Raw genomic sequence first — 25,231 nt, forward strand, 5'->3', positions numbered from 1 at the left:
CGTAGGCCGCCCCGTTTCATGCGTCCAATGCACGGAACTGCTGTAATCGTTCCCGTGATGCATGAGTACAGGTCACAGCATCGGCTGTCACCGAACAGTAACGAAGAAGACATGGGACTGCTGCTCGCGCCACGGCTCGCGTACTTCGCCGCCGTCGCCCGGCACGAGCACGTGACCAGGGCCGCGCAGGAGATGGGCGTGCCGCAGTCGACGCTGTCGCGGGCCATGGTCCGGCTCGAAGAGGACCTCGGCGTCGCCCTGTTCGCCCGCCGCGGCCGCACGGTCTCGCTCACCGCCGCCGGCCGCCGCTTCCTCGGCGCCGCCGAGCGCGCCCTCGCCGAGGTCGAGCGCGCCGCCGACACCGTACGCGCCGACGCCGACCCCACCGCCGGCCGGATCGCCTTCGGCTTCCTGCACACCATGGGCTCCGAGACCGTGCCCGGGCTCATCCGCGCCTTCCGCGTCGACCACCCCAGGGTCCGCTTCACCCTGGTGCAGAACTACGGCGAGGCCATGATCGAACGGCTCCGCTCCGGCGAGCTCGACCTCTGCCTCACCTCGCCCGTGCCCGACGCGCCCGACCTCGTCGGCCGCCGCCTCGACGAACAGCGGCTGCGGCTCGTCGTCCCCGACGACCACCGGCTCGCCTCCCGCAAGCGGATCCGGCTCGCCGAGGCCGCCGACGAGACCTTCGTGACCCTCGAACCCGGCTACGGGCTGCGCCGGATCACCGACGACCTGTGCGCGCAGGCCGGCTTCAAGCCGCGTGTCGCCTTCGAGGGCGAGGAGGCCGAGACCCTCCGCGGCCTGGTCGCCGCCGGTCTCGGCGTCGCCCTCCTGCCGCCCCCGGCCGTGGCCCGGCCCGGCGTCGTCGAACTCGGCGTGACCTCGCCGCGCGCGGTCCGCGAGATCGGCGTGGCCTGGCTCGACGGCCACCCGGACACCCCGCCGGTGGCCGCCTTCAAGAAGTTCCTGCTGAGCAAGCGGGGCAGCCTGCTGCCGGAGTGAACCACCTGAGTGAACCACCGGAGTGAACCCGGAGCGAGCCGCCCGAGCGAGCCGCCGGAGCGAGGCACCGGGGCCGGGCTACCGCCGCGAACAGCCGAACCCCGCGGCGAGCGGCATCCGCAGCCCCAGCGGCGGCGGCGCCGCCATCGCGTCGGCGAGCGGCCGGCTCTGCGGCCGCCCGAACAGCGAGGAGAGCACGAAGTCGGCCGCCAGGGCGTGCACTTCGTCCTGGTACTGCCGCAGCGCGTGCCCGTCCGCGTGCACCTCGAAGCGGCAGGTGTCCCGGTTCGACTTCTTGGCCCGCTCGGCGTACCGGTACGACAGCTCCGGATCCGTCCGCGCGTCGTTCGTCCCGTGCACGAGCAGCACCCGGCGCCCCACCAACTGCCGTACGGGCTCGGGCTCGGCCGCCCGGTCGTCCTCCGGCAGCCACGGCGCGACCGCCAGGACCGCCGTCACCGCCGCGTGCCCGGCCGCGTGCAGCGCCGCCCGCGCCCCCATCCCGCGCCCGGCCAGGCACACCGGCACGTCCCCGTACCGCCGCACCGCCTCGGCGACCGCCCACGACGCGTCCGCCGCGAGCTGCGCGTCCGGACCGTTCCACCCCCGGCCGCGGTAGCGCACCACGTGCGCGACAAGCCCCTCGCCCCGTCCCGCCCGTCCCAGCGCCCGCCCGAGCGGCAGCGCCGTCGCGCGCGCCCACGCCGACGGCCCGCGCGACGACACGGCCTCGCCGTCCGGCAGCAGCAGGACCACCCCGCCGACCTCGGTGACCGTCTGCGTCGCTCCGACGGGCCGACCGAGCCGGGGTGTCCGGGTGCCGGCCGGTGCCACGAGTGCGTTGTGCGTCATAACGGAACAGTCTCAGAAGGCGAGGTGTACGACAGCCGTACGCGCGGTCTCTGTTACGTATCGTCCGCTGAGCGAACACCCGGCGTGCGTACGGGCCTTGCTAGGCGCGTTCGAAGCACTGCACCTCGCCCAGCGCGACGAAGCCGCGGCGCTCGTACCAGTGGCGCGGCCAGTCGTCGGCGAGCGCCATCAGGAAGACGGTCCGGCAGCCCGCGGCGGCGGCCGAGCGCAGTGCGGTGTCCAGGACCACGCCCGCGTGGCCCTGGCCGAGATACGGCTCGGCGGTGACGAGGTCCTCGATCTGGGCGATGCCGGTGGCGGGGTCGAGGTAGAGGTCGGCCCAGGAGGCGACCTGGCCGAACTCGTCGTGGGAGGCGAGGAAGCGGACGTCGTCGGCGCCGCGCAGCCGGGCGGTGCGGCGCTCCACCAGGTCGTGGATCACCTCGTCCGAGACGTCGGGGAGGAAGCGGCGCCAGCTCTCGGCGAGCGGGCCGCGCAGGGCCGGCAGCCCGACCTCGCGGGCGCCGCCGAGTTCCGGCAGGGGGCCGCGGTGGACCATGACGACGACGGTCTGGCGGGTGTAGCCGGCGTGGGCGAGCGGGCCGGCGCAGGCGGCGGCGACGGTCTCGTCGGGGATGTAGACGGCGCGGTGCGGCAGCGCGGCCAGGACCGTGTCGACCAGGGCGGGCAGGGCCTCGGGATCGGGGTCGCCGTCCACCAGGACGTGGTTGTCGCCGCGGGAGAGCGCGTACGTGTCGTTCAGCGCGGCGAAGCCGCCGGGGAAGTCGATGGTCCGCTCGGACTGTCGGCGGCTGAACGCGGACAGGAAGGTGTGGATGCGGCGCAGTTCGAGGTCGGCGGAGTCGTCGAGGGGCATACCCGCAGGCTAGGCGGTGGGGCTCGGGTTCCGCACCGAGAATTCAGGTGCCGAAGAGGCGCGCTCTACGCGCGTAGGCGCTACAGTGCCGAAATGACGAGCCAGATCCCCACCACCCCTACCGTGGACCAGATCCGCCGCGCCCCGAAGGTGCTGCTGCACGACCACCTCGACGGCGGGCTGCGCCCCGGCACGATCATCGAACTCGCCCGGGCCCAGGGCTATGACGCGCTCCCGGAGACCGAGCCCGACAAGCTCGGCATCTGGTTCCGCGAGGCGGCCGACTCCGGTTCGCTGGAGCGCTATCTGGAGACCTTCGCGCACACCTGCGCCGTCATGCAGACCCGCGAGGCGCTGGTCCGCGTCGCCGCCGAGTGCGCGGTCGACCTCGCCGAGGACGGCGTCGTCTACGCCGAGGTGCGCTACGCCCCCGAGCAGCACCTGGAGGGCGGTCTCACCCTCGAAGAGGTCGTCGAGGCCGTCAACGAGGGCTTCCGCGAGGGCGAGCGGCAGGCCAGGGCGAACGGCCACCGGATCCGGGTCGGCGCCCTGCTGACCGCGATGCGGCACGCCGCCCGCGCCCTGGAGATCGCCGAACTCGCCAACCGCTACCGCGACTCCGGCGTCGTCGGCTTCGACATCGCGGGCGCCGAGGCCGGCTTCCCGCCCACCCGCCACCTCGACGCCTTCGAGTACCTGAAGCGGGAGAACAACCACTTCACGATCCACGCGGGCGAGGCGTTCGGCCTGCCGTCGATCTGGCAGGCGCTCCAGTGGTGCGGCGCGGACCGGCTCGGCCACGGCGTGCGGATCATCGACGACATCGAGGTCGCCGCGGACGGCTCGGTCAGCCTCGGCCGGCTCGCCGCGTACGTCCGCGACAAGCGGATCCCGCTGGAGATGTGCCCGACCTCCAACCTCCAGACCGGTGCCGCCGCCTCGTACGCGGAGCACCCCATCGGGCTGCTCCGCAAGCTGCACTTCCGGGCGACGGTCAACACCGACAACCGGCTCATGAGCGGCACCAGCATGAGCAAGGAATTCGAATTCCTGGTCGAGGCATTCGGTTACACGCTCGACGACATGGCGTGGTTCACGGTCAATGCGATGAAATCAGCGTTCATTCCTTTCGATGAACGACTCGCCATGATCAATGACGTCATCAAGCCGGGATATGCCGAGCTGAAGTCCGAATGGCTGTTCCAGCAGACCGCCACCACCAGCGAGTCTTCCCGCCCGACCGGCTGAGCGAGGGCCTCCGGGACGATCATCGGAGCGGCCGGGCGCACCACGCCCGGCCGCATTTCGGTGTTTGCGGACGGGGCGTTCGCTCGTTAGGTTGCGTAGCCGCTCCGCATTCCCCGAATTCCCCGCCCCGTGATCCCCGAGATTCCCGAGGAAGATTTTCTGATGAAGCAGTCCGCCGCCAAGAAGCTCGGTGTCGCCGTCCTGGGTGCCGCTTTCGCCGCCGCTGCCGCCGGCACGGCCTCCGCCGCCCCCGCCCCGGAGCCGGCCGGCCCGGACGCGCTGGGCCTGGTCACCAACACCGTCCCGGTCGGCGAGGACGTCACCGAGCTGCCCGCGGGCACCGACGCGGCCCTGGCCGGCGGCGAGACCGCCGTCGGCAGCGGCGCGGAGCAGGCCGTCAACGCCGTGCCCGGCGCGGTCGACCAGGCCCAGAACCTCCCGGGCGAGGTGCAGAAGCAGGCGTCGAACCTGCCGCTGGACGGCGCCAAGAGCGGCCTCGCCGCCACCCCGCTCCAGGGCGCGACCGGCCTCCTCGGCGGCCTGCCGCTGAACGGCCTGCCGGTGGGCGGCCTCGGCGGCCTGACCGGCGGCCTGCCGCTGTAAGCGGCGCGCTGACCGCAGGCACGCCGAAGGGGCGCCCACCCGGACCGGATGGGCGCCCCTTCGGCGTGCGAACGGTGACTACCAGGCCATGCTCGGCGACTTCTCCGCGGGCAGCAGCACCCACAGCGCCAGGTAGATCAGGAACTGCGGGCCCGGCAGCAGGCACGAGACCAGGAAGATCGTGCGCATCGTCCAGTCGGAGATGCCGAAGCGCCGGGCCAGCGCCGCGCACACTCCGCCGATCACGCGTCCGTCACGGGGGCGGGCAAGTGCGGCCATGGTGGGCTCCTTCGTTTCCGGCGGCGATCCCGGTGATCGCGCTGTCCGATGCCTCCATCCTGCCGTCGGCCGAAGGACGAGACGTCGGTCTAGGGTGCGATCCCGACCCTGGGAATCGTCGGGGTCGGACCCTGAGGGACCGACCGCCGCCGCACTGGGGAGGACCCCCGGGAGGCGCCCGACCGCGCCGCCGCCCGCCGCCGCAGCCGCGCCCGCCCCGCCGGCACGAGCAGGACGTGCGCGAGCGCCACGCCCACCGTGTTCAGGAGCACCGAGTCGACGTCCACGACCTGCCCGGGCACCGCCGTCTGCAGCAGCTCCACGGCCAGCGACACCAGCGCGCCCGCCGCCGTCGTACGGGCCAGGGACGCCCACGGCGAGACCTTCAGACGCCCGTCGCACATCGGAAGCAGGACCCCGAGCGGGGCCAGGAGCAGCAGCTCCTTGCCGATCCGCCAGGCCGCCTCGGCCGGGCCGAGCAGCAGATAGGCACGGATCCCGGCGAACGGGGTCAGGTTCGGCGCGGTCACCCAGGCCACGTCCCGCGGCCGGAGCGCCACCCAGGCGACGCAGAGCACATGCGCGAGGAGGAGCAGGAACCCCGTCACGCGTACCACCGTGGCGGCACTGCCGCCGGAACCGCCCGAACCGCCCGAACCTTGAGGTTGCACGCCCCCCAAGACGCGCCCCCCGGCGGAATCGGTTCCGCCTCGACCCGGACCGAACCCTGACCGGCCCTCAGGGGGTGTCTCGCCGATCATGCCGGGCTCGCGACGCCTGGCACCGCGCCTCGCCGCGTTGTCGTCGGTCGCCGATGCTCCGCATGGACTCCCTCCTCCGCCTTGCGATGCACGGCACCAGACGCCGCTCCCTGATCCGGCCTGATCGACGAGACACCCCCTAGGGGGCCCCGGAGGGAGCCGATGCCGGAGCGGTCGCCGGGGCCGTCGCCGGCGTCGACGACACCGCCGACTCCGGGCGCTCCTTCAGCTGCTCCGTGCACAGATAGCGGCGCGGCTCGTACGAGCCCGGGCCGCCGAGCACCACCGTGTCACCGTCCGCGGCCGCCGCGCCCGCCGTGCTCTCGGCGAAGGTGCAGACGATCTGCGCGAGCGCCGCCGCCGGCAGGTCCTCGGGCTGGCGGCTGAGCCGCAGCGTGCCCTTCACATCGCCCTTGTGCGCGCCGCCGACCAGCAGCGGGCCCTTCACGGCCGTGGCGAAGCCGGCCTGCCGCTCGTCGGCCGACGGCTCGGTCACCAGCTGGGCGAGGAGCGCCGAGGCCGTACGCACCGGATCACCCGCCGCCTTCTCCTCCGGCAGCGGCGAGCGGCGCTCGACCCGCTCCAACTGCGCCCCGCACAGCAGGTACACGTGCAGCGGCACCCCCGTGCCGGGGGCGACCCCGCCGGGCGTGGCGCCGGCCGAGGTGTCGCACGGCACCCGTGAGGGGGCCGCGCCGGCGTCCACCGGCACCGAGGTCGTACGGATGCCGCAGCCCGCGAGCAGTACGGCGGCAGCGCCGAGGACCACGAGCCCCCGTCCCGTACGGCTCATACGGCGACGTCTCAACTCTCCTCCACCTCGTCCTGCACCTCACCCTGACTGCTGCGGGTCTGCAGCTCCCGCGCTATCCCCGACGCGTCGCGGGGCAGCCGCAGCACGAACACCGCGCCGTCCACCCGCCCGGCCGCATCCGTTGAGTTGTCCGCGGTGATGGAACCGCCGTGGATCAGGGCGTTCTCCATGGCGATCGACAGGCCGAGGCCGCTGCCGTCCGAGCGGGGCCGGGACGCGCTCGCCTTGTAGAAGCGGTCGAAGACATGCGGCAGGACCTCCGCGGGGATGCCGGGTCCGTGGTCCCGTACGGCGATCACCAGGTCCTCCTCCCCGCTCTCGGCGGACGTCTCGGTCCGCACCGAGACCCGCACCGGCGAACCGCCGTGCTTCAGCGCGTTGCCGATCAGGTTCGCCAGGATCACGTCGAGGCGGCGCGGGTCGAGCCGGGCCACGATCCCGCGCTCGGCGTCCAGGTCGACCGCGTCCAGCCAGGCCCGGGCGTCGATGCAGGCGGTGATCTGGTCGGCGATGTCGACGTCGTCGAGGACCAGACGGGCGGTGCCCGCGTCGAAGCGGGTCACCTCCATCAGGTTCTCCACCAGGTCGTTGAGCCGGCGCGTCTCGCTGACGACGAGCGCCACGGCCGGGGCGATCATCGGGTCGAGCGCGTCCTGCTCGTCCTCCAGGACCTCGGTCACGGCGGTCAGCGCGGTCAGCGGGGTGCGCAGCTCGTGCGACATGTCGGCGACGAAACGGGCGCTCGCCTCCTCCCGCGCGCTCATGTCCGCGACCTTCTTCTGCAGCGACTCGGCCGCGCTGTTGAACGTCCGCGACAGATCGGCCAGTTCGTCGTTGCCGGAGACCCGCAGCCGGGTGTCCAGCTTGCCCTCGCCGAGCTGCCGGGCCGCCTCGCCGAGCCGGTGCACCGGGCGCAGCACGGTCGTCGCCGCGACCTGCGCGAGCAGCACCGAGCCGATCACCGCGAGGCCGGTGGCGATGCCGAGCGACCAGCCCAGCGAGTTGAGGTCGGCCTTCTCCGCGGCGAGCGACTTGAACACGTAGCCGGTCGGCCCGCCGCCGTCGATCCTCGTCCCGCCGACCAGGTACGGCGTCCCGCCGCGCTGCGTCCGCTGCCAGAACAGGTGGTACGGGTAGCGGTTGCCCTCCGTCACCGCGCGCCGCGTCTCCACGGCCGTGCGCAGCGAGTCCGGCACGTCCGCGAGCGTGAACACGTCCGGGTCCGAGGCGCCCACGATCGGCTTGCCGGCCGCCCGCTCGCCGACGAGCAGCACGCTGTAGCCGGCGCTGCCGCTCGCCATCTGCTCGGCGGTGCGCCGCAGCTCGTCCTCCGTGGGCCGCAGCGGCAGCGTCGCCGCCCGGTTCTGCATCTCCTGCCGGAAGTCGTTGAGCGAGCTGTCCTGGGTGCGCTTGAGCACCGCCTCGCGGTTCAGCCAGTACGCGATGCCGGACGCCGACACGGCCGCGGTGAGCGCGACCAGGGCGAAGACGACGACGAGCCGCAGCCGCAGGCTGGTGAAGCGGAGTACCGAGACGATCCCCTTGGTCACGCAGGAACGTCCAGCCGGTAGCCCACACCTCGTACGGTACGGATCAGGGTCGGCGAGGACGGCACGTCCTCCACCTTGGCGCGCAGCCGCTGCACACAGGCGTCGACGAGCCGCGAGTCGCCCAGGTAGTCGTGCTCCCACACGAGCCGCAGCAACTGCTGGCGCGACAGCGCCTGGCCGGGCCGCCGGCTCAGCTCCAGGAGCAGCCGCAGCTCGGTCGGGGTGAGCTGGAGGTCCTGCCCGTTCTTGGTGACGGTCATCGCCGAGCGGTCGATCACGAGCGAGCCGAAGGTCGCCGAGTCCGTGGACTCGCGCTCGCCGCGCCGCAGCACCGCGCGGATCCGGGCGTCGAGCACCCGGCCCTGCACGGGCTTGACCACGTAGTCGTCGGCACCCGACTCCAGGCCCACGACGACGTCGATGTCGTCGCTGCGGGCCGTGAGCAGGATGATCGGCAGCTGGTCCGTACGCCGGATCCGGCGGCACACCTCGAAACCGTCGATGCCGGGCAGCATCACGTCGAGGACGACCAGGTCCGGACGCTGCTCCTTCAGCAGCTTCAGGCCGTCCTCGCCCGTCGCCGCGGTGGCCACACGGTGGCCCTGGCGGGACAGGGAGAGTTCGAGGGCCGTGCGGATGGCGTCGTCGTCCTCGATCAGCAACAGGAAAGGCACGGCCTCATTCTGTCCCATGCGGCCGTCCGAGTTCGACCGTCCAGTCACGCCTCCGTCACTCCGGCGCCTGTGACACGGCTGTGACAGTCGGCGGACACCGCCATGAAGTGCGGCGGGCAGTCTTTTCGACATCAAGGGCTTACGGACTCCAACCGACGGGGGGCGCGAGATGAACGCACTGCACAGCACCACCTCAAGCGCAGTTGTCACGCGTCTCCACGACGTCACGCGGAGCACCGAGAAGTCCGGCGCGGTGAACGGACGGGGGTGCGTTCGCAGCGTCGGGCGTCAGCGCAAGGCGCCGTACATGGTGGCTCTGGCTGACGGGGGTACGGGGTACGGGGAGGCCACGGGGGAGCGTTCCTCTCGGTCGGAGGCGGAGTTCACCGCCTACGTCCAGGAGCGCCGGGCCTCCCTGTACGCCACCGCCTACCACCTGACCGGTGACCGTTACGAGGCCGAGGACCTGCTCCAGAGCGCGCTGTTCTCCACGTACCGCGCCTGGGACCGGATCAGCGACAAGGCCGCGGTCGGCGGCTACCTGCGCCGCACGATGACGAACCTGCACATCAGCGCCTGGCGGCGGCGCAAGCTCAACGAGTACCCGACGGAGGAGCTGCCGGAGACGGTCGGCGAGACGGACGCGATGCGCGGCACCGAGCTGCGCGCCGTCCTCTGGCAGGCGCTGGCCCGGCTGCCCGAACTGCAGCGCACGATGCTGGTGCTGCGTTACTACGAGGGCCGGACCGATCCGGAGATCGCGGAGATCCTGGACATCAGTGTCGGCACGGTGAAGTCGAGCATCTGGCGCTCGCTGCGGCGACTGCGCGAGGACGAGGTGCTGAGCTTCGGTCGTGACGAGGAGGAGTCCTTCGGCGAGTTGGTCGCCTGAGGGCGTAACGGGGGGACCACGGGGGAAACACGGGGGATCGTACGGGGGTACGGGGAACCGGCGAGGGCCGGGCAGGATCGGGGGATCCTGTCCGGCCCTCGGCGCGTCTTGATCAGGTGCGGAGGGGCGCAGCCCCTCAGCGGGCCGCCGGCGTGAGGCAGCGGCCCGCGGCCGCGGCCGCCAGGCGGCCCAGGGCCTCGGGCTTCGCGCAGGGGTGGGCGCCGAGGGCGGTCTGGCGGGCCACGATGGAGCGTTCGGCGCGCATCAGCCGCCAGCCGCGGCGGAGCAGGAACGGGACCGACTTGCGGCCCTCCCTCAGGTCGCGGAGCAGCCGGCGGCGGAAGGTGGTGGCCGGGCTGCCGCGCAGGCAGAGCGCGTCGGCGAGCACGCCGAGCTCACGGCAGCGGGCCACGATGTCGGCGGCGAAGATGCCCTCCGCCACGAACAGCGGCGTGCGTTCGATGTCGAGGGTCTCGTGGTCGACGCGTGAGCTGGTGGAGATGTCGTACACGGGCACGTCGGTCCGTCCCGTACGGCACAGCCGCTCGATCGCGGCGATGGCCGCGTCCGCGTCCCAGGAGAGCGGGGAGTCCCAGTCGATGTCCGTGCTGCCGTCGACGAGCGGCAGGGAGGGGTCGTCACCCTCCTTGTAGAAGTCGTCGAGGCGGAGCACCGGCAGTCCGGTGACGGCGGCGAGGGACGACTTGCCGGAGCCGGAGGGGCCCGCGAGCAGGACGACCCGGGTCGGGATCGGTTGGGAACTCACGGGACACCAGTGTGAACCATTCCCCCCAATAGGGGACCCCCGAGGTGACCCGTTGGTATCGAGCATCACACCTCCACTACTGTCGGTGCCCGCTCGACCACCCTTCGGAAGGACCCCACCCCATGGCGAGTCACGCCGCTTCCCGATCCTCCCGCCGCACCGCCCTGCTGAAGGCCGGGCTCACCGTCACGGCGGCCGGCGCCGCCCTGCTCGGCGCGGGCGCCGCGGCCCAGGCCGCCGAAGGGGTCGGCCTGCCGCTCCCGGTGGACACGCTGACCCAGGCGGACGGCGAAGCCGCCCTGGACGGTGTCGGCCAGGGCGTGAAGCCGCTGACCGAGCTCCAGATCGACCCGCTGGCCAACACCGGCGTGGACCCGCTGGACAACGGCCTCGGCACGCAGGTCGCCGACTTCAAGCCGGTCGGCACGAACATGGCGACCGACCTCGTCACCAGGGGCGGGGGCCTCGCGGACCTGCCGGTGGCGGGGCCGCTGACGTCGGGCCTGCTGCCGTAGCGGTACGACGAGGAGGCCCCGACCTTTCCCGGTCGGGGCCTCTCGCGCGTGCGCGTCTAGTACGAGGAGCCGCTCGCGCCCAGCGAACCCGTCGGGTGCCAGACGGTCTTCGTCTCCAGGAACGCGGTCATGCGGTCCGTGCCCGGGGACTCCGCGAAGTCCTCGGTGGGGCGCGGGCGCAGGACGCGCTTCAGGTTGTCCGCGGCGGCGATCTCCAGCTCGCGGGCCAGGTCGGCGTCCGCGCCGGTCAGGTCGATCGCGTTGACGTCGAGGTGGGCCGCCAGGTGCGGGCCCATCTCGGCGGCCTTGCCGGACAGGATGTTGACGACGCCGCCCGGCAGGTCGGAGGTGGCGAGCACCTCGCCCAGGGAGAGCGCCGGCAGCGGGGCCTGCTCGGAGGCGATGACGACCGCGGTGTTGCCGGTGGCGATGACCGGGGCGATCACCGAGACCAGGCCCAGGAAGGACGACTCCTGCGGGGCGATCACGGTGACGACGCCGGTCGGCTCCGGCGTGGACAGGTTGAAGTACGGGCCCGCCACCGGGTTGGCGCCGCCGACGACCTGGGCGATCTTGTCGGTCCAGCCCGCGTACCAGACCCAGCGGTCGACGGCCGCGTCGACGACCGCGGCGGCCTTCGACTTGCCGAGGCCCTCGGCCTCGCCGACCTCGCGCACGAACTGGTCCCGGCGGCCCTCCAGCATCTCGGCGACGCGGTAGAGGATCTGGCCGCGGTTGTACGCGGTCGCGCCCGCCCAGCCGCCGAACGCCTTGCGGGCCGCGACGACCGCGTCACGGGCGTCCTTGCGGGACGAGAGCGGGGCGTTGGCCAGCCACTTGCCCTTCGTGTCGGTCACCTCGTACACCCGGCCGCTCTCGGAACGCGGGAACTTCCCGCCCACGTACAGCTTGTAGGTCTTGAAGACGCCAAGACGGGTCTGACTGTCAGACATCGAGGTAGGCCTCCAGACCGTGACGGCCGCCCTCGCGGCCGAAGCCCGACTCCTTGTAGCCGCCGAACGGCGAGGTCGGGTCGAACTTGTTGAACGTGTTGGCCCAGACGACTCCGGCGCGGAGCTTGTTGGCCACCGCGAGGATGCGGGAGCCCTTCTCCGTCCAGATGCCCGCCGACAGGCCGTACTGGCTGTTGTTGGCCTTGGCGACGGCCTCGTCGGGGGTACGGAAGGTCAGCACCGACAGGACCGGGCCGAAGATCTCGTCGCGGGCCACGGTGTGCGCCTGGGTGACGTTCGTGAAGAGCGTCGGGGCGAACCAGTAGCCGGCGGACGGGATGTCGCAGGCGGCGGTCCAGCGCTCGGCGCCCTCCGCCTCGCCCTGCTCGACCAGCGAGGTGATCCGGGCCAGCTGCTCCTCGGAGTTGATGGCGCCGATGTCGGTGTTCTTGTCGAGCGGGTCGCCCAGCCGGAGCGTGGACAGGCGTCGCTTCAGCGAGTCGAGCAGCTCGTCGTGGATCGACTCCTGGACCAGGAGGCGGGAGCCCGCGCAGCAGACCTGGCCCTGGTTGAAGAAGATGCCGTTGACGATGCCCTCGACGGCCTGGTCGATCGGGGCGTCGTCGAAGACGATGTTGGCGCCCTTGCCGCCCAGCTCCAGGGTGAGCTTCTTGTGCGTGCCCGCGACGGACTTCGCGATGGACCGGCCGACGGCGGTCGAGCCGGTGAAGGCGACCTTGTTGACGTCCGGGTGCTCGACGAGCGCGGCGCCGGTGTCCCCGTAACCCGGGAGGATGTTGACGACACCCTTCGGGAGGCCGGCCTGGCGGCAGATGTCCGCGAAGAACAGGGCGGACAGCGGGGTGGTCTCGGCGGGCTTCAGGACGACCGTGTTGCCGGTCGCGAGGGCCGGGGCGATCTTCCACGCGAGCATGAGCAGCGGGAAGTTCCACGGGATGACCTGGCCGGCCACGCCCAGCGGGCGCGGGTCCGGGCCGTAGCCGGCGTGGTCGAGCTTGTCGGCCCAGCCGGCGTAGTAGAAGAAGTGCGCGGCGACCAGCGGGAGGTCCGCGTCGCGGGTCTCCTTGATCGGCTTGCCGTTGTCCAGGGTCTCCAGGACGGCCAGCTCGCGGCTGCGCTCCTGGATGATCCGGGCGATCCGGAAGAGGTACTTGGCGCGCTCGGAGCCGGGCAGCGCGGACCACTTCTCGAAGGCACGGCGGGCGGCCTTCACCGCACGGTCCACGTCCTCGGCGCCCGCCTGGGCGATCTCGGAGAGGACCTCCTCGGTGGAGGGGGAGACGGTCTTGAAGACCTTGCCGTCGGCCGCGTCGACGAACTCGCCGTCGATGAAGAGGCCGTAGGAGGGCGCGATGTCGACGACGGACCGGGACTCGGGCGCCGGTGCGTACTCGAACGGGGAGGAGGGGGAGGTCATGATGATCAGTCCACCGTCACGTAGTCGGGGCCGGAGTAGTGGCCGGTCGCCAGCTTCTGACGCTGCATGAGCAGGTCGTTGAGCAGGCTGGAGGCGCCGAAGCGGAACCAGTGGTTGTCCAGCCAGTCCGGGCCGGCGGTCTCGTTGACCAGGACCAGGAACTTGATCGCTTCCTTGGTGTTGCGGATGCCGCCGGCCGGCTTCACGCCGATCTGGATGCCGGTCTGGGCGCGGAAGTCGCGCACGGCCTCCAGCATCAGGAGCGTGTTGGCGGGGGTGGCGTTGACCGCGACCTTGCCGGTCGAGGTCTTGATGAAGTCCGCGCCGGCCATCATGCCGAGCCAGGAGGCGCGGCGGATGTTGTCGTACGTGGACAGCTCGCCGGTCTCGAAGATCACCTTGAGCCGGGCGCGGTCGCCGCACTCGGCCTTGATGGCGGCGATCTGCTCGTAGACCTCCAGGTAGCGGCCGGCGAGGAAGGCGCCACGGTCGATGACCATGTCGATCTCGTCGGCGCCGGCGGCGATGGCGTCGGCGGTGTCGGCCAGCTTCACGGGGAGGGCCGCGCGGCCCGCCGGGAAGGCGGTGGCGACGGAGGCGACCTTGACGTCGCTGCCCTTCAGGACGGCCTTGGCGGTGGCCACCATGTCGGGGTAGACGCAGACGGCGGCGGTCGTCGGGGTCGTGCGGTCGGTCGGATCGGGGTTGACGGCCTTGGCGGCGAGCGCCCGGACCTTGCCCGGGGTGTCCGCGCCTTCGAGCGTCGTCAGGTCGATCATGGAGATGGCCAGGTCGATGGCGTACGCCTTGGCCGTGGTCTTGATCGAACGCGTACCGAGGGACGCGGCGCGCGCCTCCAGGCCGACGGCGTCGACGCCGGGCAGCCCGTGGAGGAAGCGGCGCAGCGTGCTGTCGGACGCGGTCACGTCGGCGAAAGCTTGTGCTGCGGTGGCAGTGGTGGGCATGGTCACCAGTCGAGCATATCTACGCGCGTAGCGGCGTGTACAGGGGACTGCTCGTCCGAGCGGACGAAAGCGCAGGTGGCACGGGGGCAGGGGTGGGGCGGGTGAGGTCTGTCACGTGCCCGTGACATGGAGCGGACCGCTCCTGCACGTGCGCTCCGTAACGTTTCTCTTGCAGCCAGCGAGAACTCAACCGGCCCTTCCCGAGAGAGATATCAGCGGCATGCGGCTCTTCCTTCCCACATTCAGACGTCTTCACGGGAGTCGTTATGCGCACCGCCCTTCGTACCGCCGTCGCCACCGCCCTCTTCGCGGGCCTGGCGGTCACCCCGGCCCTCGCCGGCACCGCCTTCGCGGCGGACGGCCCGGCCACGACCGCGGGCACCGCGGCTCCGACCGCGCCGAAGACGGATGCGCCGAAGAAGGACGAGCCGAAGAAGGACGAGCCGAAGAAGGACGACCAGAAGCCCGCCCCCAAGGGCGGCACCGTCCTCTCCGGGCCGACGGTCGACGGCTGCACGGTCACCGAGACGATCGCCTCCGTCTTCCCCGACTGGACGGTCACGCTCACCAACGACGCCGAGCGGGGCCCGAAGGCCGTCGTGAAGGACGAGCACGGCAAGGTCGTCGCCACCGCCGACCGCGTGCACCCCGCCGACATCGGCAACGGCATCAAGATCAAGGACGTGGACACCGCCACCGCGGTGTTCGGCCAGCACACCAACGGCGGCGACACCGCCCCGTACCTCTGGACCGGCTTCCCGAAGCTCCCCAAGGGCTGCCTCACGCCGAGCACCCCCGAGCCGGACGGCGGCACCGTCCTCTCCGGGCCGACGGTCCACGGCTGCACGGTCACCGAGGTCATCGCCTCGTCCTACGGCGGCGGCTGGACGGTCACGCTCACCAACGACGCGAAGAAGGGCCCCAAGGCCGTCCTCAAGGACGAGCACGGCAAGGTCCTGGAAACGGTCGACCGCGCCCACCCGGGCCCGACCGGCCTCGGCCAGAAGATCGTGCGCGCCGGCACCCTCACCGCGCGCTACGGGCAGCACACCAACGGCGGCGACACCGCCCCGTACCTCTGGACCGGCTTCCCGAAGCTCCCCAAGAGCTGCGTCTCGAAGCCCACCACGCCCACCACCCCGGCCACGACCGCCCCGACCACCCACGGCGGCCAGACCGGCGTCGTGCCCAAGGGCGGGGTCGCCGCGGGCGCCGAGTTCGGCAGCGTCGAGCAGAGCAACGACACGGCCCTCCTCGCCTCCGCCGCGGGTGCCGTCGTGGTCGTCGCCGGCCTGGGCTTCACCGCCCTGCGCCGCCGCGCCACCACCCGCGGCTGACACCACCGCGGCTGACACCCCTCGCAGAGCCGCTTCCCCTCCGGCGGGCCGCCCTCCTCCTCGGCGGCCCGCCGCACCCCATGTCCCGGAGCAAGCCCATGACCCGCCGCCCCCTCGTCCTCGCCGTGGCCGCGGCCGCCCTCGCGCTGGCAGGCTGCTCGGCGCCCGCCGCGGATCCCGCGTCCGCCGTCCCCGCCCCGCGGGTCACCGCGACCTCCGCGCCCGCGCCGGCCGAGCAGCTCGCCGCCGCGCCGCTGCCGCGCTCCCTGCCCGTGCGCGTGAGGGTGCCCGCCGCCGGCGTCGACACCGGGCCGGTCCTCGACCTCGGCCTCAAGGCCGACGGCACCGTCCAGGTGCCGTCCGTCGCCCAGGCCGACCGGATCGGCTGGTACGACAAGGGCGTCACGCCCGGCGAGACCGGGCCCGCGGTCCTCATCGGGCACTACGACACCGTGCAGGGCCCCGCCGTGCTCCGTGACGTCGGCCGGATCCACGTCGGCGACCGCATCACCGTCACGCGCGCCGACGGCACCGACGCCGTGTTCCGGGTGCGCGAGCTGGAGCAGGTCGACAAGAAGGCGTTCCCGACGAAGAAGGTCTACGGCGACACCAGCCGCCCCGAACTGCGGCTGATCACCTGCGGCGGCGACCTCGTCGACGGCCACCGCCCCGACAACATCGTCGTCTACGCCGACCTGCTCGCCACGGCCTGATCCCGCAGACAGGCCCGGGCCCTCTGCGCCGGACGGGGACGGCTGAGGCACAATCGGGCCCATGACGAGCCCGACGCCTTCCGCGCAGCCCTCCGAGCCCGACCAGGAGGACCGTGTCTTCCGCTCCTCGACGGGGATCGCGGGCGGAGTCTTCCTGCTCCTGCTCGTCGCGTTCTTCGGCGGCGACGCGATCGTGCGCGGCGCCGGCCGGACGCCGTGGCTGACGCTCGCCGTGCTGATCATGATCGTGCCGCTGATCGTGGCCTTCAGCATCCGCCCGGCGGTGTACGCGAACGAGCTGCGGCTGCGTGTCCGCAACCCGTTCCGGACCATCACGCTGCCCTGGGGCACGGTCGCCGACGTGCGGGCCGGCTACTCCAGCGAGGTGATGACGCACGACGGCGGCCGCTACCAGCTGTGGGCGGTGCCGGTGTCGCTGCGGCAGCGCAAGCGGGCCGCGCGCAAGGCGGCCACCGCCTCGCAGGACGACCCGCACGGCCGTACGTCCGCCACCGCCGACGTCACCGACATCAAGGCCCGCTACGCGCCCGCCGACAAGACCGTCGCGGACCTGCGCGACATGAGCGAGCGGCTCGGCGGCCGGGCCGAGACGGCGGGCGAGGCGCAGGTGCGCTGGGCGTACGAGGTGATCGCGCCGGCCGTCGTCGGTCTCGTGCTCCTCGTGATCCTCATCGCGACCGGCTGAGCCTCTCCGGGGCCCCGTGCGGTCACGGTGGCCCCGGCCACACCAGCAGCATGTAGCCGCCCAGCCATGCCGACGACAGCGCCGCCCCGCCCAGCACCACGGCCGCCGCCGCGAACCGGGCCCGGGCCACCGCCAGGGCCACCGGCAGCAGCAGCGGAAAGCCCGGCAGGAGGAAGCGGGCACGCGGGAAGTACACGCCGCCGCTGCCCAGGACCACCAGGAGCAGCACCCCGGTGAACACGAGCAGCGGCACCGGCTGCCGGTCCGCCGCCGAGAGCACGTACAGCGCGGCGGCGACGACCAGGACCGCCGACACCGCGACCAGGAACAGCTGCGGCTGCCGGGCGTGGAGCAGCAGACCGCGCAGCGTGCGCAGGGTGACCGCGCCGCCGTCCCACTCGTTCGCCCAGGTCCGCTGCACCGCGAGATAGCCGTCCCAGCGGCCGAGCCGCAGTCCCACCCAGCCCGTGAACCCCAGCCAGCCCAGCGGCGCGGCGAAGGCGGCCACGAGCGCCGGGCGGTCGCCGCGCCGGGCCGCGAGCAGTGCCGCCACCGACACCGCCGCCGCGACCGCGATCCCCGTCGGCCGGGTCAGCCCCGCCGCCACCGCGAGCCCCGCCGCCCACCCCCAGCGCCCGGCCAGGACCGCGTACAGCGCTCCCGCCGCCAGTGCCGTGAACAGCGACTCCGTGTAGCCCATCCACTCCACCACCGCCACCGGCGACGCCCCCCACAGCACCACCAGGACCGCACCCGTACGCCGCCCGTGCAGCCGCTCGCCGACCGCGAAGATCCCGAGTGCGGCGCACAGCGAGCAGACCCCGGCGATCACGAGGCCGACGGAGGCCCGGGAGCCCGGCGTGACGGCCGCGACGGCCTTGATCAGGGCCGGGTAGAGCGGGAAGAAGGCGAGGCTGCTGTGGTGGACGAGGTCCTGGTCGTAGCCGTGGTCGGCGATCCCCAGGTACCAGTCCGAGTCCCACGAGGTCGCGAGCGTCGGCCACACCCCGTGCCCCTTGAGGTGCGCCCAGTGGGCGAGGACCAGCAGGCCCAGGGTCCGTACCGCCAGATAGCCGAGAAGGGCGGGAGCGGCCCGGCGGAGCAGCGGGGGGAGCAGCGGGACGGCGGGCCGTGGGGCCGGGCACCGGGGCGGTGCGGGGGACGCGGTGAGCACCGGGTCACCCTGGACCCGCGCACGCCGCGGAGGGCACGCGCGTTACGGCACCCGGTGTAACCGATTCACCCGCAGGGGAACGCCGGAGGGCCCGTACGGAAACCGGTTCCGTACGGGCCCTCCGACGGGCGTCAGACGCGGATCACAGCCCCGCGGCCTCGGCCAGGTCCTTCTTGACCGAGGAGAGGACCTCGGCGGCCGTCGCGCGGGCCGTCGCCAGCCCGCTCGCGTCGGCGACCGGGACCACGACCTCCAGGTAGCACTTGAGCTTGGGCTCGGTGCCGGACGGGCGGACGATCACCCGGGCCTTGTACGCGCCCTCCAGGTGGTAGCGCAGACCGTCGGTCGGCGGCAGCGACTCCGTGCCCTTCGTCAGGTCCTCCGCCGAGACGACCGTCAGGCCGGCCAGCCGCACCGGAGGCTTCTCGCGCAGCGCCGTCATCGCGTTCGCGATGACGGTCAGGTCCTCGACGCGCACCGACAGCTGGTCCGTGGCGTGCAGACCGTGCGCCACCGCCAGGTCGTCGAGCAGGTCGGTGAGCGTGCGGCCCTGCTCCTTCAGCACCGAGGCCAGCTCGGCGACGAGCAGCGCCGCCGTGATGCCGTCCTTGTCGCGGACGCCCTCCGGGTCGACGCAGTAGCCGAGCGCCTCCTCGTAGCCGTACCGCAGGCCCTCGACGCGGGCGATCCACTTGAAGCCGGTCAGCGTCTCCTCGTAGCCGACGCCCGCGGCCTCCGCGATCCGGCCGAGCAGGGACGACGACACGATCGACTCGGCGAACACGCCCCGCGCGCCCTTGTGCACCAGGTGCGCGGCGAGCAGGGCGCCCACCTCGTCGCCGCGGAGCATCCGCCAGCCGCCCTCGACGGCGGCGTCCGGCACGGCCACCGCGCAGCGGTCCGCGTCCGGGTCGTTCGCGATCACGATGTCCGGGTCCACGGCCCGCGCCGCCTCGAAGGCGAGGTCCATCGCGCCCGGCTCCTCCGGGTTCGGGAACGCGACCGTCGGGAACGCCGGGTCCGGCTCGGCCTGCTCGGCGACCAGCGCCGGCGGCGGGAAGCCGTGCCGGGCGAACGCCGCCGTCAGCACCTCCTTGCCGACGCCGTGCATGGCCGTGTAGACGGTCCGTACGCCACGGGGCGAGCCGGGCGTCAGGACCGCGTCCGTCCGCTCCAGGTACGCCTCCAGGACCTCGTCGCCGAGGGTCTCCCACCCGCTGTCCGGGCGCGGTACGTCGGCGAGCGCGCGCACCGCGGCGATCTCGGCGGCGATCTCCGCGTCGGCGGGCGGCACGATCTGCGAGCCGTCGCCCAGGTACACCTTGTAGCCGTTGTCCCGCGGCGGGTTGTGACTCGCGGTCACCTCGACGCCCGCGACGGCACCCAGATGCCTTATCGCGTACGCCAGGACGGGCGTCGGCAGCGGCCGCGGGAGCAGCGCGGCGCGCAGGCCCGCGCCAATCATCACGGCGGCCGTGTCGCGCGCGAAGTCGGCGGACTTGTAGCGGGCGTCGTAGCCGATGACCACGAGGCCGCCGGTCTGCCCCTTCGCCTTGAGGTACGCGGCGAGGCCCGCGGCGGCGCGGATGACCACGGCGCGGTTCATCCGCATCGGCCCCGCGCCGAGCTCGCCACGGAGCCCGGCGGTGCCGAACTGCAGCGTGCCGGCGAAGCGGATGGCGAGCTCGTCGGTGTCCCCGCGGTCGAGGAGCGCGCCGAGTTCGTCGCGGGTCTCCTGGTCGGGGTCCTCGGCGAGCCACGCCTGGGCCCGGGCGAGGAGGTCGTCCTGCGTCACGGTGGTGTGCCTTTCGGGGGGTGCGGGTGGTTGTGGGCGGCGGGAAGGGGTGCGGGTGCCGCTGCGCGGAGCCTTTCCCCGCCCCGCCCCTTCCCCTAACCGGGGTCTCCGCCCCCGGACCCCCGCGCCTCGAACTCCCCCTACGCCTGGCGGCGTGGGGGGACCCCCGGGCGGGGCTGGTTTTCGCCGAGCGGGCGAAACCAGCCCGCCCGGCGATCGAGGGCACGGCCGCAGGCCGTCCGGGGTCTGGGGGCTTGCCCCCGGTTTCGGGAAGGGGCGGGGTGCGGGAGGACTCAGATCCGGTCGAGCACCCGCGTGAGCAGCTCGCCCATGCGCGCCGCCGAGTCGCGGCCCGCCTGGAGGACCTCCTCGTGGTTCAGCGGCTCGCCCGAGAGCCCCGCGGCGAGGTTGGTGACGAGGGAGATGCCGAGGACCTCCGCGCCGGCCTCGCGGGCGGCGATCGCCTCGAGGACCGTGGACATGCCGACGAGGTCGCCGCCCAGGACGCGGACCATGTTGATCTCGGCCGGGGTCTCGTAGTGCGGGCCGGGGAACTGGACGTACACGCCCTCCTCCAGCGTCTCGTCGACCTCCTTGCACAGCGCGCGCAGCCGCGGCGAGTACAGGTCGGTCAGGTCGACGAAGTTCGCGCCCTCGATCGGCGAGGCGGCCGTGAGGTTGAGGTGGTCGCTGATGAGGACCGGCTGGCCGGGGCGCATGCCCTCGCGCAGGCCGCCGCAGCCGTTGGTGAGGACGACGGTCTTGCAGCCGGCGGCGACGGCGGTGCGGACGCCGTGCGCGACGGCGGCGACACCGCGGCCCTCGTAGTAGTGGGTGCGGCCGAGGAAGACCAGGGCGCGCTTCTCGCCGATCTTGTACGAGCGGATCTTGCCGCCGTGGCCCTCGACGGCCGGCGGCGGGAAGCCGGGCAGCTCGGTGACCGGGAACTCGGCCTCGGGGGCGCCGAGCGCGTCGACGGCGGGGGCCCAGCCGGAGCCCATGACCAGGGCGACGTCGTGGTTCTCGACACCGGTCAGCTCGCGCAGGCGCGCGGCGGCGGCCTCGGCGGCCTCGTACGGGGTGGTAGTGGCGTTCACTGAGTCTCTCGCCTCGGGGAGGGGGGTCCGAGGGGAGCCCCGGACGGATTCGATTCGCGCAGCAGCCTAGCCCGAGAATTCCTACGCGCGTAGATGACGGCGCGCACGGACCTGCGATCGTTGTCTTGTCGTTTCCGACAAGGGCGCTGAAGGGACGGTTCCGCTCCGCTTCAGCAGGGGCGCTTGCGCAGCTCCATCACGTAGTCGTGCGGCGCCCCGGCCGACTCCGCCGCGTCCGCGATCTCGCCCAGGTAGCGGGCCGAGGGCAGCCCGCCCTCGTACGCGTTCAGCACGTACACCCAGGTCGGCTCGTCCCCGTCCAGCGTGTGCACGCGCACCCGCATCCGCCGGTAGATGTCGAGGCCGACGCCCTCCCAGCGGTCCATCGAGTCCTCGTCCATCGGCGCGATGTCGTACAGCGCGACGAAGACCTGGGAGCGCGGCGCCTCCACGATCGTGGCGAGCGCTCCCTCCCAGCCCATCTGCTCCCCGCCGAAGGTCAGCCGCCAGCCGTTCAGCCAGCCGGTGCCGCGCAGCGGCGAGTGCGGTGCGCGGCGGCTCATCAGCCGCGCGTCGAGGTTGCCGGCGTACGCGGCGTAGAGCGACATGGGGTCGAGGGTACGGGAGGGGCGGGGCGGCCGCGGAAGTCCGAGGTGGGCCCGGACGGAGGGGGGCCGCCCGCCCCCTGGCGCGTGACCCGGCCGCGCGTACGCGACAATGGGTTACGCACTTGAAGCGTGCGGGACAATGGCGTACGCACTGCAGCCCAGCGGGGTGACCCCCCGGCAGAACGAGAGCGCGAGGCGTAGATCCCAGTGACCCGGATCGTGATCATCGGCGGCGGACCCGGCGGATACGAGGCGGCCCTCGTGGGCGCCCAGCTCGGCGCGGAGGTGACCGTCGTCGACTGCGACGGCCTCGGCGGCGCGTCCGTCCTGACCGACTGCGTCCCCTCCAAGACCCTGATCGCCACCGCCGAGGTGATGACCACCTTCGACTCCTCGTACGAGGAGCTGGGCATCATCGTCGCCGACGACACCCCGCCCCTGGAGCAGTCCGCCCGCGTGGTCGGCGTGGACCTGGGCAAGGTGAACCGGCGTGTGAAGCGGCTCGCGCTCGCCCAGTCGCACGACATCACCGCGTCCGTGACCCGGGCCGGCGCCCGCGTGCTGCGCGGCCGCGGCCGGCTCGACGGGCGGCAGGCGCTCGACGGCTCGCGCCAGGTGGTCGTCACGGCCGCCGACGGCAGCGAGGAGACGCTGACCGCGGACGCCGTCCTGATCGCCACCGGCGGGCACCCGCGCGAGCTGCCGGACGCCAAGCCGGACGGCGAGCGGATCCTGAACTGGACCCAGGTCTACGACCTCAAGGAGCTCCCCGAGGAGCTCATCGTGGTCGGTTCCGGTGTCACCGGTGCCGAGTTCGCCGGCGCCTACCAGGCCCTCGGCTCCCGCGTCACGCTCGTTTCCAGCCGCGACCGCGTCCTGCCGGGCGAGGACCCGGACGCGGCCGCCGTCCTGGAGGACGTGTTCCGGCGCCGTGGCATGAACGTCATGGCCCGCTCCCGCGCCGAGTCTGCCAAGCGGGTGGGAGACCGGGTCGAGGTCACCCTCTCCGACGGCCGGGTCATCTCCGGCACGCACTGCCTCATGGCGGTCGGCGCCATCCCCAACACCGCGGGCATGGGCCTGGAGGAGGCCGGCGTCCGGCTGAAGGACTCCGGGCACATCTGGACCGACAAGGTGTCCCGCACCACCGCCCCCGGTGTCTACGCGGCCGGTGACGTCACCGGTGTCTTCGCGCTCGCCTCGGTGGCGGCCATGCAGGGACGCATCGCCATGTACCACTTCCTCGGCGACGCGGTGACCCCGCTCAACCTGAAGACGGTCTCCTCCAACGTCTTCACCGACCCCGAGATCGCCACCGTCGGATACACGCAGGCCGACGTGGACGCGGGCAAGATCGAGGCCCGGGTCGTCAAGCTGCCGCTGCTGCGCAACCCCCGCGCCAAGATGCAGGGCATCCGGGACGGCTTCGTCAAGATCTTCTGCCGCCCGGGCACCGGGATCGTGGTCGGCGGCTGTGTCGTCGCCCCGCGCGCGAGCGAGCTGATCCACCCGATCTCGATCGCGGTCGACAACAATCTGACGGTCGAACAGATCGCAAATGCTTTCACCGTGTACCCCTCCCTGTCGGGCTCGATCGCGGAAGTGGCACGGCAGTTGCACACCCGAAAGACCGCGGGCGAGGCGTAGCACCGGCGTCGGCGACCGCTCCCGCCTGCGGGAACGGTTCGCCGACTCGGACAACCCCCGGCAAGCCGGGGCATAGAACGATCAACGGCGGGGTCCCTCATATCACTTGAGGGCCCCGTCTGTGTGCAACTTCTGCATTTCTGCCCAAAGTGCCGTGGGTCACGTTACTGTCGGTTTCGTGTTCGCTGCAGAACGTCGCCAGTTGATCCTCGAAATGGTGCGTGCCAATGGAGCCGTGTCGCTCCGCGAGCTCGCCCGCGTCGTCCAGACCTCAGAAGTGACCGTACGGCGAGACGTGCGGGCACTGGAGGCAGAAGGACTCCTCGACCGCCGGCACGGCGGTGCGGTACTGCCGGGCGGACTCACGCGAGAGTCCGGCTTCCCGCAGAAATCCCATCTCGCGACCGCCGAGAAGACCGCCATCGCGGACGTCGCCGCGACCCTCGTCGAGGAGGGCGAGGCCATCGTCGTCGGCGCGGGCACCACCACGCAGGAGCTGGCGCGCCGGCTCGCCCGGGTGCCCGGGCTCACTGTCGTCACCAACTCGCTGCTCGTCGCCCAGGCCCTCGCCCACGCCAACCGGGTCGAGGTCGTCATGACCGGCGGCACCCTGCGCGGCTCCAACTACGCGCTCGTGGGCAGCGGGGCCGAGCAGTCGCTCCAGGGGCTGAGGGTCTCCCGGGCCTTCCTCTCGGGCAGCGGACTGACCGCCGAGCGCGGCCTGTCCACGTCCAACATGCTCTCCGCGAGCGTGGACCGGGCGCTCGTGCAGGCGGCGGCGGAGGTCGTGGTGCTCGCCGACCACACCAAGCTCGGCACCGACACCATGTTCCAGACGGTGCCGACCGACGTGATCACCCGTCTGGTCACCGACGAGCCCCCGGTCCACGACGAGCGCGCCGCCACCGAGCTCCAGGCCCTCGCCGACCAGGGCGTCCAGATCGCCGTGGCCGGCACCGGCGCCCCCGCGCACGCGAGCGAGCCGCACCCACCGGGCGGCGGCCGTCCGCGCCGTGACGTCCCGCTCCCCGGGCAGCGCGGCCGGCTCCCCGGCGGCCAGTTCCGCGGCGGCCCGGGCGGCCTCCCCGGCGAGATGCTCGCGCCCGAACGGGCGGCCCGGGTCGCGGACATGCGCCGCCGCTGACAGCTCACGTACGGGGCGGGGCTCGCGTACGGGCAGGGGCTCGTGCACGGGGCGGGGCTCTCGTACGGGCAGGGGCTCGTGCACGGGGCGGGGCTCTCGTACGGGCGTTGCTCGCGTACTCGCGCACGGGGCAGGCTTCTCGTGCGGCCCGGAGCTCTCGTACGGGCCGCGTTACGGCTTGAGGCCGCGTACCGTCAGGTCGAGCAGGCGGTCCGCCAACCCAGGGTCGTCCGGGGAGCGTTCGGCGGCCAGGGCGATCGCGTTGGTGAGCTGGATCAGGTCGCCGATGGGCACGTCCGCGCGCACCGTGCCCGCCGTGCGGGCCCGGTCGAGCAGTCGGGTGCCCGCCGCGCGCAGCGGCCCCCGGCACTCGGAGAGCGCCGAACTCCCGTCGGGCGAGGCCGACATGAGCGCGATCGAGAGGCCGCGGTACTCGCTCGCGTGGGCGATCAGGGTGCGCAGCCAGGTCATCAGCGCGGCGCACGGGTCCGGGTCCTCGGCCAGCTCCGCGGAGCGGTGGAGGAGCGCGGCGAGGGCGTCCTGGAAGACGGCGCCGAGCAGCGCCTCGCGGCTGGGGAAGTGCCGGTAGAGGGTTCCGATGCCGACCCCGGCGCGGCGCGCGATGTCCTCCAGGGAGGCGTCGGTGCCGTGCGCGGCGAAGGCGGCACGGGCCTCGGCGAGCAGCCGCTCGCGGTTGCGGCGCGCGTCCGCTCGCATCCGTACTCCCTCCGCAGGGCTCTGGTGTCACGAAGGGCCCGGAGGCGGTGGATGCCTGCGGGCCCTTCGTACCGTACCCCGGTCGGAACCGGGGCCGG

General features: G+C 73.0%; 26 protein-coding genes. 10 read left to right on the plus strand and 16 right to left on the minus strand.

Translation table 11 applies throughout. The annotated features are described in order from the left end of the window. Positions 1 to 54 precede the first annotated feature (54 nt). Positions 55 to 1,008, plus strand: coding sequence for a LysR family transcriptional regulator (locus tag ACIRSU_RS24490; protein ID WP_403795817.1), 954 nt, complete (start codon positions 55 to 57; stop codon positions 1,006 to 1,008). A gap of 78 nt (positions 1,009 to 1,086) precedes the next feature. On the opposite strand, the gene ACIRSU_RS24495 is transcribed toward ACIRSU_RS24490, so the two are convergent. Continuing rightward, on the minus strand, positions 1,087 to 1,860 hold the full coding sequence (locus ACIRSU_RS24495) for an alpha/beta hydrolase (RefSeq protein WP_403795820.1): 774 nt from the start codon (positions 1,858 to 1,860) through the stop codon (positions 1,087 to 1,089). A 100-nt stretch (positions 1,861 to 1,960) separates the two neighbouring features. Then, positions 1,961 to 2,737: a GNAT family N-acetyltransferase gene (locus ACIRSU_RS24500; protein ID WP_403795823.1), complete on the minus strand. Its 777-nt coding sequence runs from the start codon at positions 2,735 to 2,737 to the stop codon at positions 1,961 to 1,963. 93 nt (positions 2,738 to 2,830) lie between these two features. Between ACIRSU_RS24500 and ACIRSU_RS24505 the strand changes: the two genes are divergently transcribed. Both ACIRSU_RS24505 and ACIRSU_RS24510 read left to right on the plus strand, forming a co-directional pair. Beyond that, a complete protein-coding gene (locus tag ACIRSU_RS24505; RefSeq protein WP_403795826.1) occupies positions 2,831 to 3,985 on the plus strand; it encodes an adenosine deaminase in 1,155 nt (384 codons plus the stop codon). 162 nt (positions 3,986 to 4,147) lie between these two features. Then, complete coding sequence (locus ACIRSU_RS24510) at positions 4,148 to 4,588, plus strand: hypothetical protein (protein WP_403795829.1); 441 nt, start codon at positions 4,148 to 4,150, stop codon at positions 4,586 to 4,588. Positions 4,589 to 4,666: 78 nt separating this feature from the next. Here ACIRSU_RS24510 and ACIRSU_RS24515 read toward each other — a convergent pair whose 3' ends face one another. From ACIRSU_RS24515 to afsQ1, 5 genes are all read right to left on the minus strand, one after another. Continuing rightward, positions 4,667 to 4,867, minus strand: coding sequence for a PspC domain-containing protein (locus tag ACIRSU_RS24515; RefSeq protein ID WP_403795831.1), 201 nt, complete (start codon positions 4,865 to 4,867; stop codon positions 4,667 to 4,669). 89 nt (positions 4,868 to 4,956) lie between these two features. Continuing rightward, positions 4,957 to 5,475, minus strand: coding sequence for a VanZ family protein (locus tag ACIRSU_RS24520; RefSeq protein WP_403795833.1), 519 nt, complete (start codon positions 5,473 to 5,475; stop codon positions 4,957 to 4,959). A gap of 292 nt (positions 5,476 to 5,767) precedes the next feature. Next, positions 5,768 to 6,421 carry a hypothetical protein gene (locus ACIRSU_RS24525; protein WP_403795836.1) on the minus strand — a complete coding sequence of 218 codons (654 nt, stop codon included), beginning with the start codon at positions 6,419 to 6,421 and terminating at the stop codon, positions 5,768 to 5,770. Between the two features lie 11 nt (positions 6,422 to 6,432). Beyond that, positions 6,433 to 7,992, minus strand: a complete 1,560-nt coding sequence (locus ACIRSU_RS24530; RefSeq protein ID WP_403795839.1) for an ATP-binding protein — start codon at positions 7,990 to 7,992, stop codon at positions 6,433 to 6,435. Beyond that, positions 7,989 to 8,666, minus strand: coding sequence for a two-component system response regulator AfsQ1 (gene afsQ1, locus ACIRSU_RS24535; RefSeq protein ID WP_403795842.1), 678 nt, complete (start codon positions 8,664 to 8,666; stop codon positions 7,989 to 7,991). The genes ACIRSU_RS24530 and afsQ1 overlap by 4 nt, the downstream gene beginning before the upstream one ends. A gap of 169 nt (positions 8,667 to 8,835) precedes the next feature. On the opposite strand from afsQ1, the gene ACIRSU_RS24540 reads away from it, so the two are divergent. Continuing rightward, positions 8,836 to 9,558, plus strand: coding sequence for a SigE family RNA polymerase sigma factor (locus ACIRSU_RS24540; protein ID WP_403795845.1), 723 nt, complete (start codon positions 8,836 to 8,838; stop codon positions 9,556 to 9,558). A gap of 136 nt (positions 9,559 to 9,694) precedes the next feature. On the opposite strand, the gene ACIRSU_RS24545 is transcribed toward ACIRSU_RS24540, so the two are convergent. Next, positions 9,695 to 10,390, minus strand: a complete 696-nt coding sequence (locus tag ACIRSU_RS24545) for a uridine kinase (RefSeq protein WP_403795847.1) — start codon at positions 10,388 to 10,390, stop codon at positions 9,695 to 9,697. A 56-nt stretch (positions 10,391 to 10,446) separates the two neighbouring features. On the opposite strand from ACIRSU_RS24545, the gene ACIRSU_RS24550 reads away from it, so the two are divergent. Next, a complete protein-coding gene (locus ACIRSU_RS24550) occupies positions 10,447 to 10,839 on the plus strand; it encodes a hypothetical protein (protein ID WP_403795850.1) in 393 nt (130 codons plus the stop codon). A 56-nt stretch (positions 10,840 to 10,895) separates the two neighbouring features. Here the strand turns inward: ACIRSU_RS24550 and ACIRSU_RS24555 are convergent, their stop codons facing one another. Genes ACIRSU_RS24555 through deoC form a run of 3 tightly spaced genes read right to left on the minus strand, consistent with a single transcriptional unit; the run spans position 10,896 to position 14,195 of the window. Further along, positions 10,896 to 11,792 (minus strand): aldehyde dehydrogenase family protein, encoded by an 897-nt coding sequence (locus tag ACIRSU_RS24555; protein ID WP_403795853.1) that lies wholly within the window; start codon positions 11,790 to 11,792, stop codon positions 10,896 to 10,898. Then, positions 11,785 to 13,230 carry an aldehyde dehydrogenase family protein gene (locus tag ACIRSU_RS24560; protein WP_403795856.1) on the minus strand — a complete coding sequence of 482 codons (1,446 nt, stop codon included), beginning with the start codon at positions 13,228 to 13,230 and terminating at the stop codon, positions 11,785 to 11,787. Before ACIRSU_RS24560 ends, ACIRSU_RS24555 begins: the two co-directional genes overlap by 8 nt. A gap of 5 nt (positions 13,231 to 13,235) precedes the next feature. Continuing rightward, positions 13,236 to 14,195 carry a deoxyribose-phosphate aldolase gene (gene deoC / locus ACIRSU_RS24565; RefSeq protein WP_403796476.1) on the minus strand — a complete coding sequence of 320 codons (960 nt, stop codon included), beginning with the start codon at positions 14,193 to 14,195 and terminating at the stop codon, positions 13,236 to 13,238. 266 nt (positions 14,196 to 14,461) lie between these two features. On the opposite strand from deoC, the gene ACIRSU_RS24570 reads away from it, so the two are divergent. The 3 genes from ACIRSU_RS24570 to ACIRSU_RS24580 all read left to right on the plus strand — a co-directional run bounded on the left by ACIRSU_RS24570 (position 14,462) and on the right by ACIRSU_RS24580 (position 16,951). Next, positions 14,462 to 15,532 carry a hypothetical protein gene (locus tag ACIRSU_RS24570; protein ID WP_403795858.1) on the plus strand — a complete coding sequence of 357 codons (1,071 nt, stop codon included), beginning with the start codon at positions 14,462 to 14,464 and terminating at the stop codon, positions 15,530 to 15,532. Between the two features lie 98 nt (positions 15,533 to 15,630). After that, positions 15,631 to 16,245, plus strand: coding sequence for a class F sortase (locus ACIRSU_RS24575; RefSeq protein WP_403795860.1), 615 nt, complete (start codon positions 15,631 to 15,633; stop codon positions 16,243 to 16,245). A 61-nt stretch (positions 16,246 to 16,306) separates the two neighbouring features. Next, the gene (locus ACIRSU_RS24580; RefSeq protein ID WP_403795862.1) at positions 16,307 to 16,951 is read left to right on the plus strand and encodes a PH domain-containing protein; all 645 of its coding nucleotides are present in this window, start codon (positions 16,307 to 16,309) and stop codon (positions 16,949 to 16,951) included. Between the two features lie 22 nt (positions 16,952 to 16,973). Here the strand turns inward: ACIRSU_RS24580 and ACIRSU_RS24585 are convergent, their stop codons facing one another. From ACIRSU_RS24585 to ACIRSU_RS24600, 4 genes are all read right to left on the minus strand, one after another. Further along, positions 16,974 to 18,125, minus strand: coding sequence for a hypothetical protein (locus ACIRSU_RS24585; protein ID WP_403795865.1), 1,152 nt, complete (start codon positions 18,123 to 18,125; stop codon positions 16,974 to 16,976). Between the two features lie 142 nt (positions 18,126 to 18,267). Continuing rightward, positions 18,268 to 19,920, minus strand: coding sequence for a phospho-sugar mutase (locus tag ACIRSU_RS24590; RefSeq protein WP_403795868.1), 1,653 nt, complete (start codon positions 19,918 to 19,920; stop codon positions 18,268 to 18,270). 293 nt (positions 19,921 to 20,213) lie between these two features. Beyond that, on the minus strand, positions 20,214 to 21,017 hold the full coding sequence (locus ACIRSU_RS24595; protein WP_403795871.1) for a purine-nucleoside phosphorylase: 804 nt from the start codon (positions 21,015 to 21,017) through the stop codon (positions 20,214 to 20,216). 170 nt (positions 21,018 to 21,187) lie between these two features. Further along, on the minus strand, positions 21,188 to 21,625 hold the full coding sequence (locus ACIRSU_RS24600; RefSeq protein WP_403795874.1) for a gamma-glutamylcyclotransferase: 438 nt from the start codon (positions 21,623 to 21,625) through the stop codon (positions 21,188 to 21,190). 207 nt (positions 21,626 to 21,832) lie between these two features. Here ACIRSU_RS24600 and ACIRSU_RS24605 point away from each other — a divergent pair, with 207 nt between their 5' ends. Together ACIRSU_RS24605 and ACIRSU_RS24610 are read left to right on the plus strand one after the other, a co-directional pair. After that, positions 21,833 to 23,272, plus strand: coding sequence for an NAD(P)H-quinone dehydrogenase (locus ACIRSU_RS24605; RefSeq protein WP_403795877.1), 1,440 nt, complete (start codon positions 21,833 to 21,835; stop codon positions 23,270 to 23,272). Positions 23,273 to 23,486: 214 nt separating this feature from the next. Next, entirely contained in the window at positions 23,487 to 24,416 is a 930-nt protein-coding gene (locus ACIRSU_RS24610) for a DeoR family transcriptional regulator (protein WP_403796479.1), read from the plus strand. Between the two features lie 171 nt (positions 24,417 to 24,587). Here ACIRSU_RS24610 and ACIRSU_RS24615 read toward each other — a convergent pair whose 3' ends face one another. After that, the gene (locus tag ACIRSU_RS24615) at positions 24,588 to 25,133 is read right to left on the minus strand and encodes a TetR/AcrR family transcriptional regulator (RefSeq protein ID WP_403795880.1); all 546 of its coding nucleotides are present in this window, start codon (positions 25,131 to 25,133) and stop codon (positions 24,588 to 24,590) included. Positions 25,134 to 25,231 lie beyond the last annotated feature (98 nt).

It is taken from the genome of Streptomyces sp. NPDC101160 (assembly GCF_044768205.1).
Classification (GTDB): domain Bacteria; phylum Actinomycetota; class Actinomycetes; order Streptomycetales; family Streptomycetaceae; genus Streptomyces.